General features: G+C 48.2%; 17 protein-coding genes. 5 read left to right on the forward strand and 12 right to left on the reverse strand.

Annotated features, from left to right (window positions below):
• Window positions 1-46 precede the first annotated feature (46 nt).
• The 6 genes from PRUTH_RS12845 to PRUTH_RS12870 form a co-directional block, all read right to left on the reverse strand.
• Window positions 47-769 (reverse strand): glutaredoxin, encoded by a 723-nt coding sequence (locus tag PRUTH_RS12845; RefSeq protein WP_053909820.1) that lies wholly within the window; start codon window positions 767-769, stop codon window positions 47-49.
• Entirely contained in the window at window positions 766-3,885 is a 3,120-nt protein-coding gene (locus PRUTH_RS12850) for an efflux RND transporter permease subunit (RefSeq protein WP_151173434.1), read from the reverse strand. Before PRUTH_RS12850 ends, PRUTH_RS12845 begins: the two co-directional genes overlap by 4 nt.
• Window positions 3,882-5,339, reverse strand: a complete 1,458-nt coding sequence (locus PRUTH_RS12855) for an efflux RND transporter periplasmic adaptor subunit (RefSeq protein WP_151173435.1) — start codon at window positions 5,337-5,339, stop codon at window positions 3,882-3,884. The genes PRUTH_RS12850 and PRUTH_RS12855 overlap by 4 nt, the downstream gene beginning before the upstream one ends.
• Before the next feature lie 65 nt (window positions 5,340-5,404).
• Window positions 5,405-5,755: a hypothetical protein gene (locus PRUTH_RS12860; protein WP_151173436.1), complete on the reverse strand. Its 351-nt coding sequence runs from the start codon at window positions 5,753-5,755 to the stop codon at window positions 5,405-5,407.
• A gap of 23 nt (window positions 5,756-5,778) precedes the next feature.
• A complete protein-coding gene (locus PRUTH_RS12865) occupies window positions 5,779-6,405 on the reverse strand; it encodes a paraquat-inducible protein A (protein WP_045979217.1) in 627 nt (208 codons plus the stop codon).
• A gap of 44 nt (window positions 6,406-6,449) precedes the next feature.
• Window positions 6,450-7,712, reverse strand: coding sequence for an EAL and HDOD domain-containing protein (locus tag PRUTH_RS12870; protein WP_045979216.1), 1,263 nt, complete (start codon window positions 7,710-7,712; stop codon window positions 6,450-6,452).
• A 183-nt stretch (window positions 7,713-7,895) separates the two neighbouring features.
• On the opposite strand from PRUTH_RS12870, the gene PRUTH_RS12875 reads away from it, so the two are divergent.
• From PRUTH_RS12875 to PRUTH_RS12885, 3 genes are all read left to right on the forward strand, one after another.
• Window positions 7,896-8,594 carry a substrate-binding periplasmic protein gene (locus PRUTH_RS12875; protein ID WP_151173437.1) on the forward strand — a complete coding sequence of 233 codons (699 nt, stop codon included), beginning with the start codon at window positions 7,896-7,898 and terminating at the stop codon, window positions 8,592-8,594.
• Between the two features lie 63 nt (window positions 8,595-8,657).
• Window positions 8,658-9,224, forward strand: coding sequence for a PhnA domain-containing protein (locus PRUTH_RS12880; protein WP_022945395.1), 567 nt, complete (start codon window positions 8,658-8,660; stop codon window positions 9,222-9,224).
• 91 nt (window positions 9,225-9,315) lie between these two features.
• On the forward strand, window positions 9,316-10,104 hold the full coding sequence (locus PRUTH_RS12885; protein WP_151173438.1) for an META domain-containing protein: 789 nt from the start codon (window positions 9,316-9,318) through the stop codon (window positions 10,102-10,104).
• Window positions 10,105-10,174: 70 nt separating this feature from the next.
• Here PRUTH_RS12885 and PRUTH_RS12890 read toward each other — a convergent pair whose 3' ends face one another.
• Entirely contained in the window at window positions 10,175-12,367 is a 2,193-nt protein-coding gene (locus PRUTH_RS12890; RefSeq protein WP_151173439.1) for a GGDEF/EAL domain-containing response regulator, read from the reverse strand.
• Between the two features lie 142 nt (window positions 12,368-12,509).
• Here PRUTH_RS12890 and PRUTH_RS12895 point away from each other — a divergent pair, with 142 nt between their 5' ends.
• Both PRUTH_RS12895 and PRUTH_RS12900 read left to right on the forward strand, forming a co-directional pair.
• Entirely contained in the window at window positions 12,510-13,049 is a 540-nt protein-coding gene (locus tag PRUTH_RS12895) for an SRPBCC family protein (RefSeq protein ID WP_170268948.1), read from the forward strand.
• Complete coding sequence (locus tag PRUTH_RS12900; RefSeq protein ID WP_022945391.1) at window positions 13,039-13,917, forward strand: TIGR03899 family protein; 879 nt, start codon at window positions 13,039-13,041, stop codon at window positions 13,915-13,917. Before PRUTH_RS12895 ends, PRUTH_RS12900 begins: the two co-directional genes overlap by 11 nt.
• A 43-nt stretch (window positions 13,918-13,960) precedes the next feature.
• On the opposite strand, the gene PRUTH_RS12905 is transcribed toward PRUTH_RS12900, so the two are convergent.
• The 5 genes from PRUTH_RS12905 to dusA form a co-directional block, all read right to left on the reverse strand.
• A complete protein-coding gene (locus PRUTH_RS12905; RefSeq protein WP_138508143.1) occupies window positions 13,961-14,719 on the reverse strand; it encodes a TIGR04219 family outer membrane beta-barrel protein in 759 nt (252 codons plus the stop codon).
• Between the two features lie 12 nt (window positions 14,720-14,731).
• Window positions 14,732-15,718 (reverse strand): DUF2333 family protein, encoded by a 987-nt coding sequence (locus PRUTH_RS12910; protein ID WP_022945389.1) that lies wholly within the window; start codon window positions 15,716-15,718, stop codon window positions 14,732-14,734.
• 8 nt (window positions 15,719-15,726) lie between these two features.
• Window positions 15,727-16,212 carry a copper chaperone PCu(A)C gene (locus PRUTH_RS12915; RefSeq protein WP_138547028.1) on the reverse strand — a complete coding sequence of 162 codons (486 nt, stop codon included), beginning with the start codon at window positions 16,210-16,212 and terminating at the stop codon, window positions 15,727-15,729.
• A 132-nt stretch (window positions 16,213-16,344) separates the two neighbouring features.
• Window positions 16,345-16,551 (reverse strand): PspC domain-containing protein, encoded by a 207-nt coding sequence (locus PRUTH_RS12920; protein WP_022945387.1) that lies wholly within the window; start codon window positions 16,549-16,551, stop codon window positions 16,345-16,347.
• 144 nt (window positions 16,552-16,695) lie between these two features.
• Window positions 16,696-17,703, reverse strand: a complete 1,008-nt coding sequence (gene dusA, locus PRUTH_RS12925; protein WP_151173441.1) for a tRNA dihydrouridine(20/20a) synthase DusA — start codon at window positions 17,701-17,703, stop codon at window positions 16,696-16,698.
• Window positions 17,704-17,774 lie beyond the last annotated feature (71 nt).

Raw genomic sequence — 17,774 nt, forward strand, 5'->3', positions numbered from 1 at the left:
ACACGGGCTTCTTAATACATTGGGCATCCACTGTTAGGTAATTATTTCACCCTAGGGTGTAAAAGATCCAAAGACCCATTACCAACATGATGGCGTTTTCAGAAAAGCTGACGGCCCCTAGAGGGACTGATTGATTACCACCAACACACGCACAGTTGAGGTCACGCTTATCGATATATACGGCTTTAAATACCGATATCCCGCCAATGAGACCAGCAAAAGTCGCAATCACAGCCGTCGCCCATGGCCATAAGCCACTGAGCATCCCCAGTCCGGCGGCAAGCTCTAAAAACGGATAAATGTACCCATAAGCAGGGAGCTTCATGGTCAGTAGGTCATACTGTTTAAAGCCATTAACAAAACTGCCTATATCCATCAATTTTAACAGCGCCAATAAACACAGTGATGCGCCCATAAAACTCATCACTAAGGTCGATAATTGCCATCCCATATGCCCGGCGCTGAGCGCAAGAGCGATAGCAAAAGCGGTGCTAAATACTGCTATAACGGGCGTATAGCTTTGCTCATCGTCTTGTTCATCGCTCTGTACACCAAAGTGCTGCTGTAAATCATCGAAGCCGCCAATACGCTCACCATCCAAGATGATTTGCGGTGTAGTGCCAACATCGAAGCGAGATTTAAGTGCTTGCTCCTCTTCCTTATCGGCAAAAACATGATCTTCATAGTCAACATTCTGGCTATCAAGGAGCGCAATGGCCTTTTCACCAAATGGACAACTCGGTTTGCGATAAATATGATTATTACTCATCTCGACTCCTTGTTTGTGTGTTTTACCCGCCATAAGAAATACACAGCTGGGATAACGATCAGTGTCAGCAACAATGCACTTGCCATGCCACCGACCATAGGTGCGGCAATGCGGCTCATAACCTCACTGCCGGTACCGCTGCCATAGAGTACGGGTAACAGCCCAATAATAATGGTCGCAACCGTCATCATTACAGGGCGCACTCGCAATCCAGCACCGGTTTTAATCGCTTGGCGTAACTGAGCCGGTGTTAATGGCCCATGCTGGAGCTTGGCCTCATCATAAGCTTGATTTAAATACACCAGCATAATCACGCCAATTTCTACGGCGACACCGGCAAGAGCGATAAAGCCCACACCCACAGCCACCGACAGGTTGAATTGCATCAGGTAAAGCAACCACACCCCACCGATAAGCGCCAATGGCACCGTGCCCATGATAATGGCGACCTCAGCAAAACGGCGAAAGTTTAAAAACAACAAAATAGCGATAATAGCGAGGGTCAAGGGCACCACATAACTGAGCTTGGCTTTCGCCCGCTCCATATATTCATACTGACCCGCAAAACGCAGTGAGTAGCCAGGAGGTAACTCCAAAGACTGCTGCAGATAGGCTTTAGCTTCACTAACATAGCTGCCCATATCGACGTTATTGATATCGACAAACGTCCAGCCGTTAATGCGCGAGTTTTCGCTCTTGATCCCCGCAGGCCCCGAAGTGACGCGAATGTCGGCAACATCATCGAGCTGTAATTGCACGCCAGTAGGGGTAATAATGGGCAACCTCCCTAAACTTTGTGGCGAATCACGGTAGCTTTGCGGAAAGCGCAGGTTAATGGGGTAACGCTGTTGCCCTTCGATAGTTTGCGTTAGGGTTTGCCCCCCTACCGCAGTGGCAATCATGCTTTGCACTTGCGCCATAGACAGCCCATAGCGGCCAAGCAGCGCGCGGTCAAAACGAATATCTAAATAGCGTCCTCCTGCCACCCGCTCAGAGTACACCGAGGCGGTGCCGGGAAAGTCTTTCAATAAACGCTCAATATCCTGACCAATTTCTTGAATTTTATTTAAATCTGGCCCCGCCACTTTGATCCCCACCGGAGTTTTAATACCGGTGGCGAGCATATCGATCCGGGTTTTTATCGGCATCACCCAAGCATTGGTTAACCCAGGAAATTTAACGAGGGCGTCTAACTCGTCCTTAAGCTTATCGATGGTCATGCCCTCACGCCACTGGCTCTTTGGCTTAAACTGAATAAAGGTTTCAATCATGGTCAATGGTGCAGGATCTGTGGCGGTATCAGCGCGGCCTATTTTACCGAATACCGATGCCACCTCTGGCACGGTGCTGATCAATTTATCGGTTTGTTGCAGTAGTTCTCGCGCTTTACCGATTGATAACCCTGGATAAGTGGTGGGCATGTACATTAAGTCACCTTCATCCAAAGGCGGCATAAATTCGCTCCCCAGCTTACTCAGTGGGTAGTAGGTTGCCCCACCCACTGCCAGCACTAATAACAAAGCAATCTTAGGGAAACGCAATACGCCACCGAGCAGCGGCCGATAAAGCGCAACCAATAGCCGGTTTAATGGGTTTTTATTCTCACTGACTACCTTGCCACGAATAAAGTAGCCCATAAGCACAGGGACCACGGTAATAGCAAGGCCGGCAGCGGCCGCCATTGCATAGGTTTTGGTGAACGCCAGCGGCGCAAACAAGCGCCCCTCTTGGGCTTCAAGAATAAACACCGGCAAAAAGCTCACTGTGATAATAAGCAAGCTAAAAAATAGCGCCGGCCCCACTTCGGCCGCCGACTGCGCAACAATACGCCAGCGGTTATCCTTGTTTAGCGGCTCTCGCTCCATGTGTTTATGCATGTTTTCTATCATCACAATAGCGCCATCGGTCATTGCCCCAATGGCGATAGCAATCCCGCCCAACGACATGATATTGGCGTTAATTCCCTGCATATACATGACGATGAATGCCACTAAGATACCCAGCGGTAAGGTGATCACCGCCACCAGCGAAGAGCGCAGGTGAAAAAGGAAGGCCGCGCACACCAATGCCACAATGATGAGCTCTTCAAGCAACTTATCAGCTAAGTTATCAATAGCGTTGCCGATGAGATTTGAGCGGTCGTACACCGGGACAATTTCCACGCCGTCGGGCAGGCTGCCACGCAGTTCATCTAGGCGCGCCTTAACACCATCAATCGTACGCTGAGCATTCTCACCAAAGCGCATCACCACAATACCGCCAACAACCTCACCTTGACCGTTAAGTTCAGCTATACCCCGGCGCATTTGCGGCCCCAGCGTCACTCGCGCTACATCGCGCAGCAGCAAGGGCACACCATTGTTTTGAATCCCCAACGGCGTTTGCGCTAATGCGTCAGTAGATTGAATATAACCGGTCGCAGTGACCATATACTCGGCTTCGGCTTGTTCTATCACAGAGGCGCCAATCGCCTGGTTGTTATCTTTTACCGCCCGTGCCACCATCGCCACAGGAATGTCGTAGGCGCGTAATTTTTGCGGGTCGAGCTCAATTTGATACTGCTTTACCATGCCACCGACCGTGGCCACTTCGGACACCCCGTGCACCGCTTGCAGTTCGTACTTTAGCAACCAGTCCTGAATACTGCGCAGTTCACTTAAATCATGGCTGCCTGTGGTGTCAGTGAGGGCATAAATGTACACCCACCCGACCCCGGTTGCATCGGGACCCAGACGCGGCTGAGCGCTGCTCGGTAAGTCTCCCTCTACTTGTGACAAATACTCTTGTACGCGTGAGCGGGCCCAGTACATATCGGTGTCATCATCAAAAATGATGTAGACGTAAGAATCGCCAAAGAACGAAAAACCGCGCACGGTTTTTGCCCCCGGCACTGACATCATGGCGCTGGTGAGTGGAAAGGTGACCTGATCTTGTACCACCTGAGGGGCTTGACCAGGGTAGCTGGTTTTGACAATCACCTGCACATCGGACAGATCTGGAATTGCATCAACCGGGGTATTCTTTAAGGTATATAAACCAGCCCCAGTGAGCATCAAGGTCATTAAAACCACTAGGGCTCGGTTTTTTATCGACCAATGAATAATTGCCGCGATCATGATGCACCTTCCTGCTCGCTTAGGATCTCAATATCGGTGATCACAAATTGCCCTGCGCGTATCTCAAAACGAAAGCGGATTTGCATACCTTCACTGAGAAAATCAGTGGCCAGCCCGGCATCTAATTTGAAGTCCATAGTCGTCGCTTCGCGATTCCATTTTGCAATCGGACCTCGCGCGATACGCACGGTACGCTCAGCGTGATTAATGGCTTTTACTTCACCGTTCACCCTAGCATGGGCATAATCGCGTTTATCTAAGCGCGCCAGCTCAGCTTGTTTATTCGACTCGGAATCCAGTAAGAACTGACCCGAGGTCACTATTTCTTGGCCTGGCTCTAAGCCGGCGAGGATCTCAACCCATGAATCGGCCACGCGACCGGTGTGCACCGCTACCGATTTAAAGCGTCCATCGCCGAGAGCCAGCACCACACGCTGTCCTTGCGCGGTATTAATTACCGCTTGCTGGGGCACACTCAAGGTCGGGGCGTTATTGCTGGCATCAATGACAACTTTGGCAAACATATTCGCCTTGAGCGCACCATTTGGATTGGCAAAGCGCAATCTCACTTGGGCTGTGCGCGTCGTCGTATCAAGGCTGGGGTAGACGTATTCAACGCTGCCACGCCAGCGCATTTGTGGTAAGTAATCCAGCGTCATCACCGCGTCTGCGCCTTCGTTTAAATACGGCAATTGACGCTCATGGACATCGACAATCACCCATACTTGGTCGGTTGCAGCGATATCCATTAATGAATTTTCGGGCTTAACGTAAAAGCCTTCGCGCACATTAAGCTGCTCAATCACACCATCTTGTCGCGCATAATAGGTGATGTTCTGCTGCACCTTGCGTGTTTCGGTGAGCTCCTCGATAAAGCTGGGGGCAATTTTAAACGCTTTCAGGCGAGCGACTGCGGCGCTGCGCAGCACCTCGTCTTGGCTATTAAGGGCAAGAATAAATTCCTTTTGAGCGTTGACTAAATCAGGGCTATACAAAGTATATAAAGGCTGGCCCTGACTGACTTTCGCGCCTGCAGATTTAACATAAAGCTGTTCAACCCAACCCGCCACTCGCGGGTGCACATGAACCATGGCTTCTTCATCGTAGCGAATATTGCCAAACGATGTAATCGAGTTAACCAGTTGCCGCTTGGACACTTGCGCACTGCGAACACCGAGGTTGTTCTCAACACTGGCGCTAATGGCAATGACGCCCGGCTCATCTTCAGGCTCGTCATAGACCGGCACCAAATCCATCCCCATAGGAGATTTTCCCGGACCATCGCGGCGATAGCTGGAGTCCATTGGCGCGACCCAGTAGAGCGGCTGTTTCTCAGCGCTTTGTTGTTCTTCGGTTGATGATGCGGGTGCACCATCGTGACTTACTTGGGTCACACCCCAAGTAACTGCAGCCGCAATACCCATCGCGAGTGCATACTTCACTAATTGTTTCATTTTGCTTACCTAGAAATAGAGATATCAACAGTATGTTGCTGTGCGCCGGACGCACTGGTGCTAGGTCAAGCGATAATAGGGGGTCTAAATAGGCTGGTGGCGAGTCGCGTGGGGGCACGACTCGGTTGTAGATGTGACTTCGTCGCAACAACGGTACTTGCAACAACCATGCTGTTGGCTATGAAAGCTTGGGCATGACACAAACTATCTGGGCAGGTGCACTGCATATCCTGCTCGCAACAGTCATGTTGACTGGGCTGGCTATCGGCCATAACCGCGTGATGTGCCATCATCGAACTCATAGCATCATTTTGCTGTTGCATATGAGTACACTGGCTTTGCACCGACGCACTCACCGGCGTGCTAGTTAAAACTAGCAGCAATAAGGTGATGATGTAATGCGTCACTTTCGCCATAGTGAATGAAAGCCTTGGTTAGGTTATTTGCTATGTGTTTGCAGCTCGCGCCGCATCTCTTGGTTAATCAGTATACTTGATATAATCGACATCAGGCAATACGCGAAAAACAACCAAAAACCAATGTGCAGTTGCGCGTTCATATCCACAAGCTGCCCAAAGTGGTCATCAGCATTACCTCCCAGATAGGTAATAATTAGCGCTAAAACAAAGACATCGGCCATACTCCACTTACTTAGCAGAGCACTTAGCCAATGTAGCTTTAAACGCCATTGCCGTGTGTTTATCAGCATTGCTAATAATTGTAAGCAGGTTTTAAACAGCGGTATAAGCAGTGAAAATGCTCCCACTAATACTGCGACCAGCACGTTGTCATGGTGATAGAGTTCACTCACCGTCCCCCAAATACTGCGCGTTTTGCCGTAAGCGTCTATTTGCCCCTCGAGCTTATCTAGTCCCAGCATTTGTGACAGCATACTGAGCATGCGCCGACTCTGCGAGTCGGATTCAGCTACCAAGGCATCCACTGCGGTGTTGGCTAGTTGTGACTTTTCAATTTTTGCCTCGATAGTCAACGCCGGCTGAGTAACCGCCACCGCAAGAAGCGCCAAGGACCCAAGCAAAAACAATACGATAACAATGCGACCCACAAACGCGCTCCAAATTTATAACTCAAGATCAGCATGCTGTGTCGCTAGTCGCTAAGCAATTCCATGGTTTTATCGCAGTAAATTCGCGATTGTGACAGCGCTGCATACAATACCTGCGGTTCACTGGCTGGGCGAATGGTTTGCAAAATTTCCTCGGCGAGTGGCCACTGACATTGTTCGCATGCGTACGCCAAGTTAAGAGCTTGGCCCAGCATTCCTTGGGCATTAAGCAAGGCACCGCTGAGCGCCCCATCAAGGGAGAATTCCTTGGCCAAGTTTTCCAGCGACACATCCAACACGGCATCAAGTACAGATAACAGCCCAAGAAGATAACCCTGCTCTACCATCGCCTTGCCTGCTGGCGACACTAATTCGGCAATAAGCTGGGCACGCATTAACCCGAGCTTAGTCAGCTCTGCGGGTTTTTGGGCGCCTAGTTCTCCCAGTGCGAGAACACGAATAAAGCGACGAATACTTTGCTCACCAAGGTAAGTCACTGCCTGTTGTAGGGAGCTGATATTGGCGCGCGTACCACTGAGGCCATTAGCCATTCTTAATATCCGCGCGGTCAACGAAACGTCGACACTAATGCGTTTGGCGATTTCTTTGAAATCAATTTCGGCACTCATGGTTAACTGCAGTAATTCAATAATCACACGCTTGGCAGGACTAATATTTTTAAATTCCAGCATCGCGGGTTTGGCAAAAAAATACCCCTGTAACAGATCGGCTCCGGCCCCCACCACAGCTTTTGCCTGCTCAGGGGTCTCAATGCGCTCAACAATAATTTGTGCTTGTGGATACACCATGCGCAATTTTTTTATCAGCATCACTGTACTGATAAGTTTTGGCTCCATTTCAATTTTAATGTAATCCACCAGCTCTAACAGTGGCTGCCACTTGGGATCTTGATCATAATCATCCAGTGCAAATCGGTATCCTTTTTTCTTTAAGGCACTGACGACATGAACAAGTTCAGAGACACCTCGGCTGCGCTCAACAATCTCAATTACCGTGTTATCTTTAGGAAGTAGCTGGGGGATTTGCTCAAGTAATGCGTCTGTGGCCAAATTTAAAAAAGCAGGTAAGCCGGCACTGACTTTTTCAAGCCCTTGCAACAAAATAAGGTCGAAAAACATGCGACCCGTGGCTTTTGAGTCTCCCATTCCTTGAGGAAAGCAATTTTGTGGCGAATCCCGATAGAGAAGTTCATAAGCAACTAATTCGCCGGTGCTTGAGAAAAGCGCTTGCCGGGCGACATATTGCGCCTCCAGCTGTGAAGGGGTCTGGGAGTCTGATTGTTGCATTTACCACCTGTCGCTAAACTCTTCGCTCTATTACTGATATAACGCTTAATCGGTGAGTTGTCACTGTAAAGTTTCACTTTCTTCTTTTCACACCTGCGCAATAGTTGAATTACCACTATGCTAGTTAGTAAATAGCTTAATTTCTTAAAACGAATGCGGTTCTACGTAGTTTGCTTATGTGTCATGGCCTTGCTGATTTCTTCATCGGTCAGTGCTCAGCCGTTAAAATATAATGTCAACGCCAGTGGAAGTTGGTACCCCTATGCTACGCAAAGCGCAAAGCACCCAGGCATTGTTCGCGAATACATCGCGGCAGTAATGAGCGAAGCAGAGATTGCTAGTCAACATGTGAGCTTGCCACCAAAACGCACCGTTCAGTCCATTCAAGCAAAGCAACTGGATTTTGAAGTCATCAGTCCCAGTTGGCTTTCCCAAGCGCAGCGCCACGACGAAAAGTTTGTATTCTCTGCACCGCTGTTTCCTGTCGATGAGTATCTAGTGGCACTAACATCTAAAATACATCAATACCAAACACGCGACAGCATTTTTCGCCAAACAGTGGGCACGGTAAGAGGGTATTACTATCATGATGATAATAGGTTCGAACGTATGGATTTTAATAGCGAACGAGAGTTGATCCTAGCTCTACATCGAGGTCGCATTGATGTGGCGATCGTCGGCGATTTACCGGCTAAATATTGGGCTCATCGTTTGGGTGTTGATATCGTTTTAGGGGCTCGCCACTCGAGCGGACAGATGCATATCCGCTTGCTGCGCGAACATCAGCCGCTATTGCCTCGAGTGAATCAAGCAATTGAGGAGCTAAAAAGCCAAGGTTTCTATGAGAAGCTAAAGCAGCGATATATCGCGCTTTACCTGTAAAACATTACCTTTTGTAAGGTTATTTTGGTTATAATTGCCATTTCTTCCTACCAAAAGTTAACTATGAGTATTGAACAGACCCTCAAACAGCGTAGTAATAACACCTGCGAACTATGCGCCAGTCAAGATAACCTCAGCGTCTATGCGGTACCACCTGAAGGCGAAGCCCATTCAGATAAAGCTATTTTAGTCTGTGCCACCTGTGCAGCGCAGCTTAATGGTGATGAGCAACTCAGCGCAACTCACTGGCATTGTTTAAATGACAGTATGTGGAGCCCAATCCCAGCAGTACAAGTTGTAGCTTGGCGGTTGTTGAATCAATTAAGTACCGAGCACGGCTGGGCCATGGACATGCTTGATATGCTGTATTTGGATGAACCAACACAGCAATGGGCTCAGGCTGCCATTGCTGAAGAAGAAGATGTTATTCACCTCGACGCCAATGGCGTGCGCTTAAATGCAGGTGATACCGTGACACTTATTAAAGATCTTGATGTAAAAGGCTCAAGCTTGGTGGCGAAACGTGGCACCGCCGTGCGCAATATCAGCTTGACCTCTAACCCTGAACACATCGAAGGACGTGTAGACGGACAGCGCATAGTCATTGTCACGCAATATGTAAAAAAATAAAAACCCCTCAGTGTCATGGCGATGTACTACATTAAGTACCTATTAATGCATATTTTCTTACACTTTCGTTAGCATTTAAGGAGTTTATGTAATGAGTATGAATGTCACTTTACCCGCCGTGGCTCTGACCACACTTCTACTTGGCGCTTGTAGCAGCTCAGTTGAGCCGCAACAGCAAAATATAGCTCCTGCGGTGCAGAGCAAAACCATGCAGGTTCAGGTTATGTACCGCGACCGCAGTTTGCTTCCGCCTGGGGCTGAGCTAAAGGTTACCTTAGCCGATGTTTCCTTGATGGACGCACCCGCAAAAGAACTGGCAAGTAAAACCCTGCCCTTGGAGGGAGCGCCTCCGTATAACGTTGAGCTAACCTTTGACTCGTCTGAAGTAATCGCCAATATGCGTTACAGTGTGAGTGCCAAAGTCACTCGTAATGGCGAACTACTCTACATTACCACTGAGCACAACGATCCCTTTGGCACCGTACAGTCACAAAGCCCAATCAAAGTCATGATGGAAAAAGTTGCGAAGCCCGATGTGTCGCTGACGAATACCTATTGGAAGGCCATCACCATGAAAGGTAACAAGGTACAAGTAACTGATCGTGAGCCGCATATGCAGTTTCACGATGATGGTAAAGTAAGTGGTTACTTAGGCTGCAACAACTTTACTGGCCAATATGTTAAGGGACAACATTTCGGCTTGCGTTTTAAAGCAGTCGCTAGCACCAAGAAAATGTGTATGGACTCGATGGCGCAAGAAAGTGCAATGAGTGAAGCGTTAATGAACACGTTCAGCTACGACATCATGGGTGAAAAACTGGTTTTGCGTGACGAGCAAGGGAGCAACTTAGCCACCTTTCAAGCTGTCTATTTCAACTAAAGAAGCTACTGGGTTAACGCTGATGTCTTAGCACAGCGTTAGCCCTAAATCGCGGCCAGCCTAGTGAAGGTTAGTTGCTCACCTTTAAGTAAGTATCAAGTTTTTTGCCATCTAGGGGCTGCGCATAGTAATAACCCTGCCCTTCGTGACAACCAATGGATTTTAAAAATTGCAGCTGTTGTTCGGTCTCAATGCCCTCTGCAATAACCCGTAAATTCATTCTGTTAGCTAACGAGACCACTAGCTCGGCGATTTCACCGTTATCCTGCTCGGGGATCCCTTTAACAAAAGCTCGGTCTATCTTGAGCCGATCAAAGGGTAACTTGTGTAAGTAACTTAACGAGCAAAATCCAGTGCCAAAATCATCAATCGCCACGTCAATACCGTAACTTTTGAGCTCATTAAGCGTGCGTGTAACCTGCTCAACCTCGTCCATAACAACACTTTCGGTGATTTCCAACTCTATTTTATCACTGGGTACGGCAAAGCGTGCCAAGGTTTGCGCAACGCTCTGAGCATAATCAGACGCTTTAAACTGTGGCACCGAGACATTCACCGATATTTGCATATCAACGCCATGCTGGGCTAGCTCTCGCTGTTTGGCACAGGCCTGTTCAAGCACCCACTGGCCAATCTCTATAATCATCCCCGCGTCTTCAGCCAAAGGCACAAATACGGCCGGAGAAATAAACTGACCTTGCCCTATCGGCCAACGCAATAGTGCCTCACAACCATAAGGCTGCGCCGTTGCCAAATCTACTTGCGGTTGGTACCACACCTCTAGTTTGCCATCTGCAAAGTCTTCCCGTAGGCGTCTTATCATCGCCAAGCGATGGCTCACCTGCTCTTCCATTTGTTTATCAAAGTAGCAGTAACTATGGCTAATATCGGCTTTAGCATGGCTTAATGCGATCGACGCTCGCTTTAAGGTGCCCAGCGCACTGCTGTCAAAATGAGGCTGAGTGCACAATCCAAAGGTAAAATTTAAATGCAGCTGATGCTCAGCCGCGATAAAGGGCGCACGCAACAACTGCTGTAATTGCGCAAAGGGGAGTTGCTCCTCATTACTTACTACAGCGAAGAGATCTGCGCCAAGCCGCGCTACGACTTGCGTCTGTTGATGCTGCGCTTGCAAACGCTGCGCCACAGCAACTAACAGTAAATTACCAATATCGTGGCTGAGCCCTTCATTGATGTCGGCAAACCGGGCAATATCAATCAGTACTAAATAATCGTGGGCGTTGGTGTTTTTTTGTAAGCGCTCCAAAGCGGCGATAAAGCCGTTACGTGAACATAACCCGGTAAGTGAGTCTTTAAACGCAACATTGCGTAACCTATCCACCAACAGTACGTTGTCGAGGCCTACACCCACATTGGTTAAAAGTAGGTCAATGTATTGCATCAGCGCATGCTCAATAATGTGTTCACCCTCAAGGCAAATGACATACTGCTGTTGTTTGGCACGAAAGAAAAAGCTCACCGAGTGTTCGTTATGCTGGTGCTGAGCTAATTTAAAACTGGCTTTGATCTGCTCTTTTACAGAGGCCGTTAAAGCGCTTTCTTCGAGATGTTGGTGATGCACATTTTGATACTCACCAGTGCCCCCATAGACAATCTCCACACCGTCATCATCTAAGCCACACACCACCCCTTGTTGCGGACCCGCTGTAAAATGAGCAAGGTGTTTAATCGCTGCGCGACTCAAAGGCAGTAACTGACTAAAATTCAGTATTTGCTCACTTGCCAGCAGCACTTGGGAAAGGGCATGACTTTGCATAGATAATTGCGTTACCTGCTGGTGCGAGCGCAAGGCCGTTACCATGGTGGTGGCAAGCTTCGAGCGGGTCAGTTCAGTTTTAGTGCGGTAGTCATTAATATCATATTGACGGATGATCTGCTCTTCAGGGGCATAACCTGGCTGCCCTGTACGCAACACAATGCGTACCACGTGATTTTTTAACTCTTCACGCACCCGTTTGGCAACAATTAACCCGGCGTCGTCGCTTTCCATAACAACATCAAGTAACACCACAGAAATAAGCGGATTGTCACGCAAAATATCAACCGCTTGCGTACCATTAAAAGCGTGATGAAAGCGCAACCCCTTACCGTTGAGCTCAAAGTTAGACAAGGCTAACTCCGTCACTGAGTGTATTTCAGAGTCGTCATCAACAATGAGCACATCCCAAAACTCTTGGGGTTTAGCCGGCTCCTCGTCAAATTCTTCATTAAGAAAAATAAAATCACTACTTGGCGAAGACATAGCCTTCCTTCGAAACCGTAAACAATCGAATATTCACTTACTTAGATGAGCAATATTCACAACTACGGAGATAGAAAATTAAGTTCTAACAGTATAGTCTAATCTTTCGACTATGCTTTTTGTGTTTCTGCGCAGAGGTACTGTGATAACCCTAGCACGCAATGTAATAAAAACTCTAGTTTTACTCGCGCTCATACTGGTGCTGATTGGCCTTATCGCCAAGCAACATTATCGCGTTGAGCGCAGTATTACTCTGGATGTGCCGAGCGCAGCGATAAAGCCTTGGCTGTGGGATTTAACTCAGTGGCAACAATGGCTTGCGCTACGCCAATTCGACCAACAAGCTCGTTTAGAAGTTCGTGCGCAAACCCAGGGAGTTGGCGCTCATTTAGGCTGGCAAGGGCAACGCTCCCGAGGGGAACTAAGTATTGTCAGTGACAGTGCATCTACTCTCAACTATCAATTACTGGTCAATAACGAATACCTCTCGCATGGCCAGTTTCAATTAATCAGTTCAGGGGAGCAGACCCGTATCTTATGGCAGCAACAAGGTGAAATCACTCTACCCGTCATTGGCCCCTATTTGGTCTGGTTTACCGAATATACCCTCGCTAATACCATGACTCATAGCCTAAATAATTTAAAAACAGTGGTGGAATTGGAGCACAAGGATGAGCAGTAAAACCTTCACCGCGCAAACCAAACTGGCGCAACTTATTGCCCAACGAGTTGGTTTTAAAATAAAAAAACAGCGCAACTCTTTACCTGTACCGGCCCAAGAAGGAGGCTATTCCCGCCAAGGAGCTCGCCCCAGTGGGTTTGTATTCGATCAACGAGTGCCTCTTGCAGAGCGAGCCCTCAAACGTGAAGAGCTCAAGCGCCTAAGACAGCAACACAATATAGAGTCAATACTCGCCCAGGCCATGCAATACTGCCCAGACACTAAAACCGATGGCTATGTTGACCCTGATTGGTTTGAGCGCTTTATGTCGCTTGCCGAAGACTCCGCAACAGCGTCCATGCAGCAGTTATGGGCAAAAATTCTTGCTGGAGAAACGCTGGCTCCGGGGACCTTTAGTATCAAGAGCTTGCAAACCCTAAAGCAAATGACCCAGCGCGAGGCACTGGCTATACAAAAAGCCGCTGCACTGTGTGCTCAGCTCGACTTTGATCATTCTCATATTATTTTATTGGGTTATTACAAACGCCCGTCGTTATTCGACTTACTGCGCAAAGGCAATAAGGAGCAACTCAACTTGGCCAAGGCGGGACTCAGTTACCCTCAAATATTAACCTTGATGGATTGCGCTGTGCTGTATCGCAAAGAAATTGAGTCAGCGAACTTTCGCGCCAAACAGCAGCTAAAACTGCGCTTTTACGATACCTCATTAACGCTCACAGCCAAAAACAGTGACTTAGTTCTGAGCTACTACAAATTCACCCAAACGGGTGATGAATTAAGGCGGTTGCTGCGTGCCACATTGAGCCCTACGTTTAAGCAAGCAATAGAGCAAGCACTGCAGCGTGACTTCGAATTAGAGTGGTCATAAATACAGAAAAAGCGGCCTGCGCCGCTTTTTCAAAGTTTACTATTTAGAAGTGAACTTGTAGTCCTGCAAAGGGGCCTGAAACATCAATATCAGTATTGATATCATCAACATCATCAAGTTCAATCATCATCGCTCGGTAGCCTGCACGTACAGCCACATCCACCGCTAGATTATCAATAAACTCCCACTGCACCCCGACTTGGTAGTCATGCACGGTACTGTCATCTAATGCGAAAAAGCTGCCCTCAGCAAATGCGCTCAAGCCAGTAAAAGGTAAGCCCACTTCACCGCGACCATACACTAGTGGCACAAACCCTGAGTAATCAACGCGCACAGACGAACTGTTGTCGGCCTGGGCAACATAAATATCGCCGTCAAACTGTTTCGCGCTCAAACCTAAATCAATCGACACCGCATCGTTATCAAAAATCTCATAGTAAAGCACATAATCGGTGTGACTAAGCTCTGCATTAGTCATGATGTTGCTGCCTACAGCAAAATCGACTCCCTCAAATTCAAAGGTTTGGTTAAGCAATGCTCCGCCACTGATGTCCATCTCCGTGTAACGTAGCTTGACGTTAGGAACCAAAGGAACTGGATGCTCCAATGCTGCGTAGTAGCTGGTGAAGGTTTCATCATCGAAGTTGAAATCTTGCTGCGCATAGCCTTTGCTGCCAAAGCTACCTTCTGGCTCAGCCTGCCAACCTTCGGCCCCCACATAAAGGCCTAACACGGTATCAGCATGGGCCATTGGCGCCATCGCTGCAAGAGATAAACCTGCAGCCACAAAGTATTGTTTCATCATCTACCCTTTTTATCCTTGTGCGAGTAACTCGCTTAACTCAATTAGTGCCGCATTAGCACGAGAAATATAATTTGCCATCACTAACGAATGGTTAGCTACAAGGCCAAAGCCACTGCCGTTAAGCACCATAGGGCTCCACACAGGCTCTTGTGTTGCTTCCAGCTCGCGAATAATTTGCTGGACGCTTACCTTAGCATTTTTCTTTTCCAAAACATCGGCAAAATCGTGCTCAATAGCGTGCAGGAAATGCAGCAACGCCCAGGTAGCTCCCCGAGATTCATAAAACACATCGTCAATTTCCCACCAAGAGGTGCGCACCTCTTGCTGCATGGGTGCATATGTCGCTTGATGTGCTTCGCGATCGCCAGCCAAATCGGTATTAACACGCTCTTGTCCCACGCTGGCGCTGAGGCGTTGGCTGAGGCTACCCAAACGCTTTTCAGCCTCTTTTACCCAAGTACGTAAATTATCTGCACGGGCATAAAACTGACTTTGTCTGTCGTTACTGTCCGCGATTTGACTGCGGTAGGCAATCAGGTAATCAATGCCTTTTTGATACTCACCTTCGGCACTGGGCCACATCCAAGCTGTGCTACTGATATTAAACTGCGGTTGCGCTTTTTTCAGTGACGGGTGCTCCGTGGATTGCGACTGTGAACGGCTAAAGTCTTTACGCATCGACAACGCTAAATCACGGGTCATCTCCAGCGCTCCGTATTCCCAGGCCGGCATGTTGTCCATCAACACGCTGGGTGGAGCCATATCGTTACTAAGGTAGCCACCCGGTTTGTCGAGTAATGTTTGCGCGACATTAATCAACGTCGACGTGGTCACATAACCTGTTACTAAGCGCTCATTTCGTTCGCTAGCTTGCTGTTTTGCCTTTTCTACTACATCGAAGCGATCGGGCTCAATGCTCCAATAAACGGCAATGAGATAAAATAATAAAAACAATGCAGCAATGGCTGCGGCAATCTTTCCTTTATGCTGAGACATAATAACTCCTAGTGATGATGGTGCTGATGTTCATCGCTGTTATTGTCTTGCGACTGTTCAAGCAAGTTATAGATGCGTGCCTGTGTGAACACACGGTCGCCATCGGCAAAATACAGGGTCATTTTCAGTTGCTCACCGGCTACCAGTTTCTGACTTGGCGCAAATAGCATTAAGTGTAGTCCACCGGGTTGAAATACCTGTGTTTGGTGCGCAGGAACCTGTAACTCTTCAAGCTTACGCATTTGCATCATGCCATTTTTATGTTCATGAGTATGAATCTCCACACGCCCGAGGGTCTCGATCTCGACCTTTTTCAGTACTCGGTCATGATCGCTGTGGTTCATTAACGTAAGGTATCCTACCGAGCTCTCGCTAGCAGGTAAGAAGGTCCGCACCTTGGCTTCACTCACCATAAGTTCGCCATGAGCAGCACTGTGAAAACTGAGCAGTAACGACACTGCACAGATGAGGGTACCTAGGGTTGTACGCAGCATAGCGCTTCCTTGTTATATTACTTTAACTGTACCCTAATATAGCTTAATGACGCCTGAGTGTCTGTAATAAAATCAGTGTACTAGCCGCAAATAGAGCGTTATTTGCAGCCATGGTTGTACGTGTTCATATGGCTAAACCACGATGTGCTCGTCAAACACGAAATGACAAATAAGGTAGATAGCTGCCACCAGCACTGGGGCATTTAAGAACAAGATCACCATCGCTACGCGGGTGAGCCAAACAGGTAGGTTATGACGTTTCGCAAAGCCGGCACACACACCCGATAACTTCTTATCCAAGGCATCGCGATAAAAGCGTTGATAGCTAGAGTCTCGCATGGAATACTCCTATTAGTTTAATTCACTAAGTGAGCATCAAGTTACATGCCAAAACTCATCACACTGAAAAATAAAGGGTTTCGATTTAAATCACCTTTATGCAATTAGCAAAATAGCTATTTTTTAGTGTATTTAGCAATAAAGTTAGCGGACAAAGCTCAGTGCTGTGACTAAAGTATCGGCCGTGGCATCTTGCTTGTGGCCATTTTCAGATAAATGACGACGGTAACCACGGGCACCTGGCATGCCCTGAAATAACCCCAACATATGCCGAGCGATATGCCAAAAGCGCGCGCCTTGGCGCATCTCGTCATCAATATAGCTAAGCATTTTTTCTGCCACTTGATGGCGGCTCAGTGTGCAACCCTCTAAGCCATATAATGCGGCATCTACTTCGGCCAGTAAGTAAGGGTTACTGTATGCTTCTCGGCCAATCATTACACCGTCAACATGCGCCAAGTGATGTTCACATTCAGCGATGGTTTTAATCCCCCCATTGATGCTGATATGAAGGTGGGGAAAGTCTTTTTTAAGCTGATACACACGCGGGTAGTCAAGGGGGGGAACCTCGCGGTTTTGCTTCGGGCTCAAACCTTGCAGCCACGCCTTGCGGGCATGAATGATAAAATCATCGCAGCCGACCTTGTGACTCGCCTCTATCAACGCCAGCAAGAACTCGTAACTGTCTTGCTCATCGATGCCGATACGGGTTTTTACCGTCACGGGGAGGTCAGTGACCGCCTTCATTGCATCCACCCCCTGTGCGACTAGCTCTGGCTCAGCCATTAAGCAGGCGCCAAAGCGACCATTTTGCACCCGGTCCGACGGACAGCCCACATTTAAGTTGATTTCCGCATAGCCTCGTTGTGCCGCTAACTTCGCGCAATGAGCCAACTCGTCAGGGTTTGAGCCACCCAATTGCAGCGCCACTGGCTGCTCATGCTGGTTAAAGTGCAAATAGTCACCCCTGCCATGGATAATAGCGCCGGTGGTGATCATCTCGGTATACAGCACCGCCTCTTTACTCATAATACGATGAAAAGTACGGCAGTGGCGATCAGTCCAATCCAGCATCGGAGCAACACTAAAACGCCTAAAGCTTGAATCGCTTGATTTTACTGGCCTAAGACCTTGTTCAGTGGTGTTTTTCATATACTCTCAACTGCCCCAAATTACCTTGAATTACCTCGAATTTCTATATACAGTCACCCTCATGTCACCCT

It is taken from the genome of Pseudoalteromonas ruthenica (assembly GCF_008808095.1).
Lineage (GTDB): Bacteria > Pseudomonadota > Gammaproteobacteria > Enterobacterales > Alteromonadaceae > Pseudoalteromonas > Pseudoalteromonas ruthenica.